This window comes from Pseudomonas sp. MYb118, assembly GCF_040947875.1.
Lineage (GTDB): Bacteria > Pseudomonadota > Gammaproteobacteria > Pseudomonadales > Pseudomonadaceae > Aquipseudomonas.
This window is the reverse complement of record NZ_JBFRXN010000002.1, coordinates 2,323,723-2,335,251: the sequence shown is the minus strand read 5'-3', so window position 1 is coordinate 2,335,251 and position 11,529 is coordinate 2,323,723. Positions and strand designations below refer to the sequence as shown.

Annotated in this window: 9 protein-coding genes; 4 read left to right on the top strand and 5 right to left on the bottom strand. The window is 62.7% G+C overall.

Annotation, left to right across the window (positions count from 1 at the left end):
- Window positions 1-227: 227 nt before the first annotated feature.
- Together ABVN20_RS16530 and ABVN20_RS16525 are read right to left on the bottom strand one after the other, a co-directional pair.
- Window positions 228-1,511, bottom strand: coding sequence for an NAD(P)/FAD-dependent oxidoreductase (locus tag ABVN20_RS16530; RefSeq protein WP_368556776.1), 1,284 nt, complete (start codon window positions 1,509-1,511; stop codon window positions 228-230).
- Window positions 1,512-1,667: 156 nt separating this feature from the next.
- A complete protein-coding gene (locus tag ABVN20_RS16525) occupies window positions 1,668-3,158 on the bottom strand; it encodes an aldehyde dehydrogenase family protein (protein ID WP_368556775.1) in 1,491 nt (496 codons plus the stop codon).
- Window positions 3,159-3,332: 174 nt separating this feature from the next.
- Between ABVN20_RS16525 and ABVN20_RS16520 the strand changes: the two genes are divergently transcribed.
- From ABVN20_RS16520 to nadE, 3 genes are all read left to right on the top strand, one after another.
- The gene (locus ABVN20_RS16520) at window positions 3,333-4,232 is read left to right on the top strand and encodes a LysR family transcriptional regulator (protein WP_368556774.1); all 900 of its coding nucleotides are present in this window, start codon (window positions 3,333-3,335) and stop codon (window positions 4,230-4,232) included.
- A gap of 211 nt (window positions 4,233-4,443) precedes the next feature.
- The gene (gene pncB, locus ABVN20_RS16515; protein ID WP_368556773.1) at window positions 4,444-5,670 is read left to right on the top strand and encodes a nicotinate phosphoribosyltransferase; all 1,227 of its coding nucleotides are present in this window, start codon (window positions 4,444-4,446) and stop codon (window positions 5,668-5,670) included.
- Between the two features lie 4 nt (window positions 5,671-5,674).
- On the top strand, window positions 5,675-6,502 hold the full coding sequence (gene nadE / locus ABVN20_RS16510) for an ammonia-dependent NAD(+) synthetase (RefSeq protein ID WP_368556772.1): 828 nt from the start codon (window positions 5,675-5,677) through the stop codon (window positions 6,500-6,502).
- Between the two features lie 104 nt (window positions 6,503-6,606).
- Here nadE and azu read toward each other — a convergent pair whose 3' ends face one another.
- The gene (gene azu, locus ABVN20_RS16505) at window positions 6,607-7,053 is read right to left on the bottom strand and encodes an azurin (protein WP_368556771.1); all 447 of its coding nucleotides are present in this window, start codon (window positions 7,051-7,053) and stop codon (window positions 6,607-6,609) included.
- A 343-nt stretch (window positions 7,054-7,396) separates the two neighbouring features.
- Here azu and ABVN20_RS16500 point away from each other — a divergent pair, with 343 nt between their 5' ends.
- A complete protein-coding gene (locus ABVN20_RS16500) occupies window positions 7,397-7,984 on the top strand; it encodes a TIGR00730 family Rossman fold protein (protein ID WP_368556770.1) in 588 nt (195 codons plus the stop codon).
- Window positions 7,985-8,102: 118 nt separating this feature from the next.
- Here the strand turns inward: ABVN20_RS16500 and ABVN20_RS16495 are convergent, their stop codons facing one another.
- Entirely contained in the window at window positions 8,103-8,993 is an 891-nt protein-coding gene (locus ABVN20_RS16495) for a transglutaminase N-terminal domain-containing protein (RefSeq protein WP_368556769.1), read from the bottom strand.
- Entirely contained in the window at window positions 8,993-11,479 is a 2,487-nt protein-coding gene (locus ABVN20_RS16490) for a circularly permuted type 2 ATP-grasp protein (protein WP_368556768.1), read from the bottom strand. The genes ABVN20_RS16495 and ABVN20_RS16490 overlap by 1 nt, the downstream gene beginning before the upstream one ends.
- Between the last annotated feature and the right edge of the window lie 50 nt (window positions 11,480-11,529).

Below are 11,529 nucleotides of genomic sequence, written 5' to 3'. Positions count from 1 at the left end.
ATTGGGCGTGCAACCGTCTAAACCGCGGAAGGTAAAACCATTTATTTTTTCGGGCGCAACCCGCCTGCGCCATCATTGCAACCGCGGCACCAAACGGCGTGCAACCAGCCTGTAACAGCCCACGTCACCGAACTGCACACTGCTGGTGCGGGGACTGCTACAACCCGCACCATTACAGGCTAGCCGCAACGCCGAAAAGCGCCGCTTTGTGCAACAAATTTCTACAATCAGATCACGATGCGCAGGCACTGGCCCGCGTGATACAGCGAAAAGCCGGCCTCGTACAGGCAACTGCGCAGGCCCACCCCGGCCACGGGCTGCATGGGCGCGAAGGGGATCGGCAACGCCTGAGGATTTCCGTTACACAGATAATCGGCAAAGGCCTTGCCGACCACCGTGCCCGTGGTCACGCCGCGTCCGTTGTAACCGGTGACGGCGACGAGGCCCGGCGCGGGTTCGAACAGGCGCATCAGGTGATCGGGCGTGAAGGCAATGCGCCCGGTCCAGGTGCATTCCCACTCCACCGACTTGAGATAAGGGAAGTAATGCTGCTGGACCCGATCGGCCCAGGCCTTGAGGAACCAGGTCGGTTTCTGGTTGCCGTTGCCCAGGCTGCCGAGCAACAGCCGGCCATCCTTGTCGCGACGAACGCTGCTGAGTACCTGGCGGGTATCCCACGAACCCTGGCCACCCGGCAAGATGCGCTGCGCGGCTTCGCCGGTGAGCGGCACGGACGCAACCTGGTAGTAATAGCCGGGGAAGAAGTTGCGGCGCAGTTCGGTCCAGTCGCCTTCGGTGTAGGCGTTGGAGGCAATCACCACCTGCTCGGCCAGCACCGAACCCTGCTCGGTCTGCACCGACCAGCGCTGGCCCTGGCGCTCCAGGCGCGTGACCGGCGAGTGATCGAACAGCTGACCACCCAGTTTCACCGCGGCACCCGCCAGCCCGGTGGCGTAGGCCATCGGGTTGATGGTGCCGGCACGCCGGTCGAGCAGCGCGGCGGCGATCTTTTTGGTGCCCGTGGCGTGTTCGCAGGCCGAACCGGTCAACAGTTCGATCGGCGCGCCACGGCGCTTCCATTGTTGTTCCCGGCTGCGCAGGTCGGCTTCGCCACGGGCATTGTGCGCCATGTGCAGCGTGCCTTCGCGGCGCAACTGGCAGTCGATGTTGTACTTGTCCACCAGGCTGAACACCAGCGCCGGCGCCGCACCCAGCATGCGATTGAGCTGGCTGCCCACCGCTTCGCCGAACCCGGCCTCGATGTCGTCCGGGGGGATCCACATGCCGGCATTCACCAGCCCGACGTTACGCCCCGAACCACCGTGCCCGGTGCGATGGGCTTCGAGCACACAGACCGTCTTGCCCTGCTCCAGCAGATGCACCGCCGCCGACAAACCGGTAAACCCGGCGCCGATGACACACACATCAACCGTTACTTCGCCCTTGAGCGCCGCATGGTCGGGCCTTTGCGGCGTCAGTTTTTCCCACAGACATTCTTCGCGTAACGGCATTGCCAGACTCCAACGGAAACCCAACAAAAACACTTATTCAGTCTTGAATGTGGGAGCGAGCCTGCTCGCGATAGCGTCGTCACATCCAAAAAAGAGGTGACTGACAGATCGCTATCGCGAGCAGGCTCGCTCCCACAAGGTCATTCAGTTCGAGGTTTAGTCGAACGTGATGCCCTGCGCCAACGGCAGTTCCAGCGAGTAGTTCACGGTGTTGGTCTGGCGGCGCATGTAGGCGCGCCAGGCGTCGGAGCCGGATTCGCGGCCGCCGCCGGTTTCTTTTTCGCCACCGAAGGCACCGCCGATTTCCGCGCCGCTCGGGCCGATGTTGACGTTGGCGATGCCGCAGTCGCTGCCGACCGCCGACATGAATTTCTCCGCTTCACGCACGTCGGTGGTGAACACGCACGAGGACAGGCCTTGTGGCACGGCGTTGTTCAGGCGCAGGGCCTCGTCGAAATCGCTGTAGCCGATCACGTAGAGGATCGGGGCGAAGGTTTCGTGGCGGACCACGTCGCTCTGCTCCGGCATTTCGACGATGGCCGGTTCCACGTAGTAGGCGTTCGGGAACTGTTCCTGCAACTGGCGCTTGCCACCGAACACCCGGCCGCCTTCGCTCAGGGCCTGCTCCAGCGCATCCTGCATGTTGTCGAAGCTCTGCTTGTCGATCAGCGGGCCGATCAGGTTGCCTTCCAGCGGGTGACCGATGCGCACCTTGGCGTAGGCAGCCTTGAGGCGGCTGACGATTTCTTCCTTGACCGATTCATGGGCGATCAGGCGACGCAGGGTGGTGCAACGCTGGCCGGCGGTGCCTACCGCGCTGAACAGGATCGCGCGTACGGCCATGTCGAGGTCGGCGCTCGGGCCGAGGATCATGGCGTTGTTACCGCCCAGTTCGAGGATGCTGCGGGCAAAACGTGCAGCGATCTTCGGCGCCACTTCACGGCCCATACGGGTGCTGCCGGTGGCGCTGACCAGGGCCACGCGCGGATCGTCGACCAGTGCCTCGCCGGCATCGCGGCCGCCGATGACAACCTGGCTCAGGTGTGCAGGCGCGTCGCTGAAGTTCTTCAGCACGCGTTCGAACAGCGCCTGGCAGGCCAGGGCGGTCAGCGGGGTTTTCTCCGACGGTTTCCAGATCACCGGGTTGCCGCAGACCAGCGCCAGCGTGGTGTTCCAGGCCCAGACCGCGACCGGGAAGTTGAATGCGCTGATCACGCCGACGACGCCCAGCGGGTGCCAGGTTTCGCGCATGTGGTGGCCAGGACGCTCGGAAGCGATGGTCAGACCGTACAACTGGCGGGACAGGCCGACGGCGAAGTCGCAGATGTCGATCATTTCCTGGACTTCACCCAGGCCTTCCTGGGTGATCTTGCCGGCTTCCCAGGACACCAGCTCGCCGAGGTCGGCCTTGTATTCACGCAGCACTTCGCCAAATTGACGCACCAGCTCGCCACGGCGCGGGGCCGGAACCTTGCGCCACAGTTCGAACGCATGATCTGCGCGACTGATGTGCTGCTCGACTTCAGCGGCACCTTCCCAGTTCACGGCGCCGATGCGGCTGCCATCAATCGGCGAATGCACCGGCACTTTGCCGTTCTGGTACAGGGCCGGGTTCACACCAAGACGATCAAGCAATGCGGCAACCATGGGTCACTCCTCGAGCAAAAAACAGAAATTCTCCAGCCGGGTTCGCCGACTGATCAGACCTGTAGTTTTAGCTTGCCGCAGGTTACCCAACAAACGACCTTTAAGAGAGATATCATTCCGTTTATTCATGCTGCGAATTGCTGGCCAGAAAGAATCCGGAAAAAGGACACCCACATGCTGAATAAACGGTACTTGCCGTCGATCACCGCCCTGCAGTGTTTCGAGGCCGTGACCCGGCATTTGAGCTTCACACGGGCAGCCGAAGAGCTGAACCTGACCCAGAGCGCGGTCAGCAAGCAGGTCGCGCAGCTCGAAGAACTGCTGCAACACCTGTTGTTTCGTCGGGTGCGCCGACGCCTGCAAATGACGCCCGCTGGCGACCTGTACCTGGTCGAAGTCCGAAAAATCCTCACCCAGGTCGAGATGTCGACGCATTACCTGCGTTCCTACGGTGGTGAGACCGAAGTGCTGCGCGTGTCCACCCCGCCGACCTTCGGTGCCCGCTGGCTGGTGCCGCGCCTGAAAGGCTGGCGGTTGCGCCATCCGTCGATTCACCTGGACCTGTGCAGCGAGCAGGAGGCCGATGACCTGCTGCAAGGGCGCAGCGACCTGGCGTTCTACTTCGGCCAGGGCTCACGGCCACGCAGCGAGTGCCTGAAGCTGTTCGGTGAAGAGCTGGTGCCTGTGTGCGCGCCGTCCAGCCTGCCGGCCAAGCCCCTGACTGACCCGACGCAACTGACCGACCTGGTGCTTCTGCAAAATGCCTCACGGCCCCAAGCCTGGCACGACTGGTTCGACAGCCAGGGCTACCACACCGAACACAGCTACCACGGCCCGCGCTTCGAAACCTTCTACATGTGTATCCGCGCCGCCCAGGTCGGCTGCGGCGTGGCGCTGTTGCCGCGGTTTCTGGTGGAAGAGGAACTGGCCGACGGCAAGCTGGTCATTCCCTGGCAGCATGCGATGCCGAGTGCCGATGCCTATTACCTGGCCTACCCCGAACACTCGGCGGAAGTGCCCAAGGTGCGGGACTTTGTGCAGTGGATGTTGGAGCAGATCGATAGTCCAAACTAACGCGACATTGCCCTGAGTAGGAGCTCGCACAGCGACCTGTAGGAGCGGGCTTGCCCGCGATGACTGAGTGTCAGTCACCATGAATGTCGACTGATGTACCGCTATCGCGGGCAAGCCCGCTCCTACAGTGGATCGAATCCACTAAAAAATCGCTGGTCATTAGCGGCTCCGATATGCGCCACTATCGCCATTCAAAGTGGAGACCCCCGTTATGAGCGAGAGCGTATTTGCCGATCGCATCGTGCAGAACCTGCTCGACACCGACTTCTACAAGCTGACGATGATGCAGGCGGTGCTGCATAACTACCCGAACGTGGAAGTCGAATGGGAGTTTCGTTGCCGTAACAGTGAAGACCTGCACCCTTATCTGGCGGAGATTCGCTTCCAGATCGAGCGCCTGGCCGAGTTGAGCCTGAGCGCCGATCAGTTGAGTTTCATGGAGCGCATCAGCTTCATGAAGCCGGACTTCCTGCGTTTTCTCGGGTTGTTCCGCTTCAACCTGCGCTACGTCCATACCGGTATCGAAAACGGCGAGCTCTTCATCCGCCTGCGCGGGCCGTGGCTGCATGTGATTCTGTTCGAAGTACCGCTGTTGTCGATCGTCAGTGAAGTGCGCAACCGCTATCGCTACCGGGATGTCGCGCTGGAGCAGGCCCGCGAGCAGCTTTATCGCAAGTTCGACTGGCTGTCGGCCAACGCCAGCAGCGACGAATTATCCGAATTGCAGGTCGCCGATTTCGGCACCCGCCGACGGTTTTCCTACCGGGTGCAGGAAGAAGTGGTGAACGTGCTCAAGCACGACTTCCCCGGACGCTTCGTCGGCACCAGCAACGTCCATCTGTCCCGGGAGCTGGACATGAAACCGTTGGGCACCATGGCCCATGAATGGATCATGGCGCACCAGCAGCTCGGCCCGCGGTTGATCGACAGCCAGAGCGCCGCCCTCGACTGCTGGGTTCGCGAGTATCGCGGCCTGCTGGGGATCGCCCTGACCGACTGCATCACCATGGATGCCTTCCTCAACGACTTCGACCTGTACTTCGCCAAGCTCTTCGACGGCTTGCGCCATGACTCCGGTGATCCGGTGATCTGGGCGGAAAAGGCGATCGCCCACTATCAGAAACTCGGCATCGACCCGATGAGCAAAACCCTGACGTTCTCCGACAGCCTGACGCTGCCCAGGGCGCTGGAAATATTTCGCGCCCTGCGCGGGCGGATCAATGTCAGCTTCGGCATCGGCACCAACCTGACGTGCGACATCCCGGGTGTCGAACCGATGAGCATCGTGCTTAAAATGGCAGCCTGCAACGGCCAACCGGTGGCGAAGATCTCCGACGAGCCCGGCAAGACCCACTGCAAAGACCCGAATTTCGTCGCCTACTTGCGACACGTGTTCAAAGTACCTGCCGACCCTTCCAGCACACCAAGCAAGGAGTGAATTCATGCAAGCCGTACAGCGTGAGATTGCTGAGCAGCTCAAGGTTCAACCGCCATTCGCCGACAAGGCCGCCCTCGAGGCGGAAGTCGCCCGGCGCATCAGTTTCATTCAGGATTGCCTGGTCAACTCCGGCCTCAAGACCCTGGTGCTCGGCATCAGCGGCGGTGTCGATTCCCTGACCGCGGGCCTTTTGGCCCAGCGCGCCATGCGCGAGCTGCGTGCCCGCACCGGCGACGATCGCTACAAGTTCATCGCGGTACGCCTGCCTTACGGCACGCAGTTCGATGAACACGATGCCCAGGCGTCGCTGGAGGCCATCCAGCCAGACGAGCGTCACACCGTGAACATCGGCGCGGCGGTCAAGGCATTGGCCAGCGAAGTGATCGCTTTCGAAGGCAAGGAAGCGGTCTCGGTGGACTTCGTCCTGGGCAATACCAAGGCGCGCATGCGCATGGTCGCCCAGTACACCATCGCCGGTGCCGCCCATGGCCTGGTGATCGGCACCGACCACGCCGCCGAGGCGGTCATGGGCTTCTTCACCAAGTTCGGCGACGGCGCCTGCGACCTCGCACCGCTGAGCGGCCTGGTGAAAAACCAGGTTCGGGCGATCGCCCGCAGCTTCGGCGCGCCGGAGTCGCTGGTGGAAAAAGTCCCGACGGCGGACCTGGAAGACCTGGCACCGGGCAAGCCGGACGAGGCTTCCCACGGCGTGACCTACGCCGAGATCGACGCCTTCCTGCATGGCGAGCCGGTGCGTGAGGAAGCGTTCAGGATTATCTGTGAGACGTACAAGAAGACGCAGCACAAGCGGGTGATGCCGTTTGCGCCTTGATGGGCGGCGCCTGAGCTGACGCTATCGCGAGCAGGCTCGCTCCCACAGGGTTTATCGCTGAACCTGTAGGAGCGGGCTTGCCCGCGATGAACGATGACGCGGATTTACTTCAGGGTCACAGTGCCTTTCATCATCGAGATGTGGCCTGGGAACGAGCAGAAGAAGCCGTATTTCTCGGCTGCATCGAGCTTCGACACGTCGAAGGTCACCGAGTCGGTTTCCTTGGCGCCGATCAGTTTGGTGTGGGCGATGATGCGTGCGTCGCCATCTTTCAGGTAGTTCTTGTCGATGCCGGCAGCCAGGCCGTCGGTGGCGATCGGCTGCATGTCAGCTTCTTTACTCAGCACCCAGTTATGGCCCATCACGTTTTTCGGCAAGCTGCCGGAGTGGGTCAGTTCCACGGTGAACGTCTTGCAGCTCTTGTCGATTTCAATGGCCTTGGTGCTGAAGGACATTTGGTCAGTGGAGTCGATGGTGGTCTTGCACTCGGCAGCCATCAATTGGCTGCTGGCCAGCGTCAACAGGGATACCGCAACAAGTTTGGCAAACATGGTGAATCTCCAAGGCATGGTTAACGAAATTTCGAATGGACAGAAGACTGCCTGAAAATTCGGCAAGTTCCTATGACCCAAGTCATAAACTGTATACAACTTTCGGGCTATGACCCCTATCGAGACAATCTACCAGCCAGACGCCCGACACGGCTCTATCATCAGGCCATCGTCATCGACCTGGAGTGTCTGTCATGTCCATCAACAGTTTTTTGTGCAGCTTGCTCGCCGCTTACGCCTGCGGCGCCAGTGGTACCTGTGAAACGTCCCGGCGCGAAGTTTAGACCTTGGAGCACAGCCCTGCTGCCTTTACTCTGTGGTCACCCTGACCGTGGAGCAAGGCATGTCTTTAGCATCTGTTTGTGTATTTTGCGGCGCCAGCACTGGCACCAACCCGGCTTACCGTGACGCGGCCGTGGCCCTCGGGCGAGCGCTGGCCGAGCGCAAGCTGACCCTGGTCTACGGCGGCGGCGCCGTCGGGCTGATGGGCATCGTCGCCGATGCGGCCCTGGCGGCAGGCGGTGAAGTGATCGGCATCATCCCGCAGAGCCTCAAGGACAAGGAAATCGGCCACAGCGGCCTGACCCGCCTGGAAGTGGTCGACGGCATGCACGCACGCAAGGCGCGCATGGCAGAACTGAGCGACGCCTTCATCGCCCTGCCGGGCGGCCTGGGCACCCTGGAAGAGCTGTTCGAAGTGTGGACATGGGGCCAACTGGGTTACCACGGCAAACCCCTGGGCTTATTGGAAGTGAACGGCTTCTACAGCAAGCTGACCGGTTTTCTCGATCACATCGTCGGTGAAGGCTTCGTCCGCGGCGCACACCGCGACATGCTGCAAGTGAGCGAGTCGCCGCAAACGCTGATCGACGCCCTGGATGCGTGGCAGCCGACAATTGCGCCGAAGTGGACAGAGCAGACGCCAGGTTGATACCCGCCCCCTCCCTGTAGGAGCGAGCTTGCTCGCGATTGCGATATGCCAGACGACAACGTATTCAACTGATACACCGCCATCGCGAGCAAGCTCGCTCCTACAGGGGACAGCGCATTCAATCCTGCGGCATAACGGTAACCCGCACCTCCGGGTCGTGGTTGCCGCCGCCCAGGATCACCCCGCGCAACGGTGACACGTCGGAAAAATCCCGGCCCCAGGCCAGGGTGATGTGTTCCAGCGCCGGCTGCACATTGTTGGTCGGATCGAAATCCACCCAGCCCATTACCGGGCAATACACGCTTATCCAGGCGTGGGAAGCATCGGCACCGATCAGGCGTGGCTGCCCCGGCGGTGGCTGGGTCAACAGATAGCCGCTGACATAACGCGCCGCCAACCCACGGGAACGCAGGCAGGCGAGCATCAGGTGAGCGAAGTCCTGGCACACCCCGCGCCGACGCGCCAGCACCTCCATCAGCGGCGTCGCCACCTGGGTGGCTTCGGCGTCGAAGGTGAACTCGCCGAAAATTTTCTCCATCAACGCCTGAACCCCGAGCAACAGCGGTCTGCCGGCGGGGAAACAGCTGTGCGAGAACTCGACGAAGCTGCGCTTGAGGTGCACATAGGGTGACTCGAAGCGATAGCTATACGCGTCAAGCACTTGCGGGCCAAGCGCCTGCCCACTGTAGGTCAACGCGCTGCGGGAGCCTTCCCAGGCCGGGGATTGGCCGAAATCCGGCGCAGGCCGGGGCAGGACCTCGACGCTGAGCCGGGCATTGACCTGCAATTCGTCGTGGGGCCGTTCGAAGGCCAGTCGCGTGAGCGGATTGCCGAACACATCCAGCTCATCCCGGCGCGACGTCGGCTCGGGGCTGATCTGCAACTGCCGCTCGGTGCAGCGTTGCCACGCACAGTCGCGCGGCCACAGGTGCGCCAGTTGCCGGGCCAGGGACACGGGGCTGGCGTAGTGATAATGGGTGTCGTGGAAGATCTGGTAACGGGCGCTCATCAGACGGACACCGTGCGCTGACTGACATCATCGACGTGGGCGAAATGGCGCAACGCCAGGCGATCCGACACCAGCGCGCTGATATCGGCGATCTCCTGCAACAGATCAGCCAGACCGTCGATGGCGGCGCGAACGCTGGTGTCACCGAACAGCGAGTTCTCCAGGCAGCCCAGGTCGAAACGCGCCAGACGCTCCACCAACAGCGGCAGGCCGGATTCACGCGGCGCCGCAAAATCGTCGTTCAGGCGTTTGACGGTGCGGGTCACCAGTTTCAACTGGAACAGCACCGCGTGCGGGTTCTGCTCGTCGAGCAGCAACAGGTCGAGTACCGGGATCAATTGCGCCACCGCCAGATAACGCGAACGGTAAGTGATGCTGCTGTTGCCCAGCTCCAGCAGCCATTCGAGGCCCGCCTGATCGAAGGCTGATCGGCCGCGCAGAAACGCCGCCAGGCTGGCACAGAGAAATTGCAGGCGCTCGATCCGCCGCCCGATCATCAGGAAGCGCCAGCCTTCGTCGCGGGTCATGTCGTCGAGGGCGAAACCGGATAACGCCGCCAGCGACATCACCAGGCGGTTGAGGCAATCCAGCAATTCGCCAAAGTCAGGCCTGGCGCTTTCCAGCTCCAGCGCTTCGCGCTGCAACTCCACCAGCGCCTGCCAGTTTTCCCGGGACAGCTTGCCGCGCACCTGCGAGGCCGCCCATTGCAAGCGCTGCAGGTTGGAGCGCAGGCTGAACGGCCAGTCATCGCCCAGCAGTGCCGCCAGCAGACGCTCGGGCAAGGTGCCCTCCTCCGGCAACAGCATCAGCCGCTCGCCCAGCTCGACCGCCGCTTGCAGGGCCTGCGGGTCATCGCCATCGACGTAGCGCGCCAGGATGATGCGCAGCAACCGCGCGCTGTCATCGCAGCGCTCGCAGTAACGACCGAACCAGAACAGGTTTTCCACGACCCGCGAGGGCAAATACGGATCGCGGCGCACCAGGTCATGCACGCCAACATTGCGCTGGGCTTTCCATTGCTCACCGCTGGGTGGCCGCTCGCCCAGCACCCAGGTGTCCTTGCTCGCACCGCCACGCTGCATCGACACCACTTCGGCGTCCGCCTCGGCAGCCACGCGGGTCAAGGCGCCGGGCAGCACGCGATAACCGTCGGCACTGGCCACCGCGTAGACGCGCATGCCGATGGCACGGGGCTGCAACTGACCGTCCTCGGCCTGCCAGATCGGCGCCTGGGACAGCTGCGCCAGTTCCTGCGCGACGTAGGCATAGGGGCGAGCCTGGATGCGCTCGGCCAGCGCCTGGCGTTGCGCATCGCTCAAATCTCGCCCCAGCACCGGCGCGAAGCTTTGCGAAGGGAATGCCGGGCGGATCAACAACTGCGGGAGTTTTTCCAGTGCCTGGGCCAACACCGGCGCTTCGCCACACCACCAGGTGGCAATGGAGGGCAGGATCAGCTCTTCGCCAAACAGGAACTGATTGATCTTCGGCAGGAAGCCGAGCAGCCCCGGCGACTCCAGCACCCCACTGCCCAGGGCGTTGGCCACCAGCACCCGCCCCTGCCGCACAGCTTCGAGCAGACCCGATACGCCAAGGGCCGAATCGGTGCGCAGTTCCAGCGGGTCGCAGAAGTCGTCATCGAGCCGGCGCATGATCGCGTGAACACGGCGCAGGCCGCTGAGGGTTTTCAGGTAAACCGTGGCGTCGCGCACGGTAAGGTCGCTGCCTTCCACCAGTGGATAACCCAGCTGTCGCGCCAGGTACAGGTGTTCGAAATAGCTTTCGTTGAACCGCCCCGGCGTCAGCACCACCACCAACGGCGCCTCGTCGCTGCTCGGTGCCTGGCGGGCCAGGGTTTCCTGAAGCGTGCGGAAGAAACCGGCCAGATGCTGCACTTTCATATCGCGGTACAACTCGGGAAAGGCCCGCGACACGATGGTGCGGTTCTCCAGGGCATAACCAGCACCGGACGGCGCCTGGGTGCGGTCCGCCGTCACCCACCAGCGCCCATCGGGCGTGCGCGCCAGATCCACCGCGTACAGGTGCAGAAACGTCCCCTCAGGTGGCGTGATGCCCTGACAGGGCCAGAGGAAATGGTTATGGCCAAAGACCAGTTCGGCCGGCAGCAGGCCTTCGGCGATCAGGCGTTGCGGGCCGTACAGGTCGGCCAGCACAGCATTGAGGAGGCGCGCTCGCTGGGCAATACCGGCTGACAGACGCTCCCACTCATCGACAGCGATCACATGCGGCAACAGGTCCAGTTCCCACGGCCGGTCCGCGCCCTTGGGGTCGGCATAGACGTTATAGGTCACACCGTTTTCCTGAATCTGCCGGGCCATCAGGGCCTGGCGTTGCTCCAACTGCGCCGGCGTACTGCCCTGCAAGTGGTCGAACAGCCGACGCCAATGCGGCCGCACGCTGCCACTGCCATCGAGCAGTTCGTGGTAGGAGCCCGGGGTGAGTGGATAGCGGTCTAGCAGGTCAGGCATGGAAAGCTCGGCAGACAGCAGGAACGCTGAGACTAGCGCAGGTTTGTGAC

What these genes read in the sequence shown, in the direction of transcription:
- ABVN20_RS16530 (WP_368556776.1), bottom strand. Translation starts at nt 1,511, where the DNA reads ATGCCGTTACGCGAAGAATGTCTGTGGGAAAAACTGACGCCGCAAAGG.
- ABVN20_RS16525 (WP_368556775.1), bottom strand. Translation starts at nt 3,158, where the DNA reads ATGGTTGCCGCATTGCTTGATCGTCTTGGTGTGAACCCGGCCCTGTAC.
- ABVN20_RS16520 (WP_368556774.1), top strand. Translation starts at nt 3,333, where the DNA reads ATGCTGAATAAACGGTACTTGCCGTCGATCACCGCCCTGCAGTGTTTC.
- pncB (WP_368556773.1), top strand. Translation starts at nt 4,444, where the DNA reads ATGAGCGAGAGCGTATTTGCCGATCGCATCGTGCAGAACCTGCTCGAC.
- nadE (WP_368556772.1), top strand. Translation starts at nt 5,675, where the DNA reads ATGCAAGCCGTACAGCGTGAGATTGCTGAGCAGCTCAAGGTTCAACCG.
- azu (WP_368556771.1), bottom strand. Translation starts at nt 7,053, where the DNA reads ATGTTTGCCAAACTTGTTGCGGTATCCCTGTTGACGCTGGCCAGCAGC.
- ABVN20_RS16500 (WP_368556770.1), top strand. Translation starts at nt 7,397, where the DNA reads ATGTCTTTAGCATCTGTTTGTGTATTTTGCGGCGCCAGCACTGGCACC.
- ABVN20_RS16495 (WP_368556769.1), bottom strand. Translation starts at nt 8,993, where the DNA reads ATGAGCGCCCGTTACCAGATCTTCCACGACACCCATTATCACTACGCC.
- ABVN20_RS16490 (WP_368556768.1), bottom strand. Translation starts at nt 11,479, where the DNA reads ATGCCTGACCTGCTAGACCGCTATCCACTCACCCCGGGCTCCTACCAC.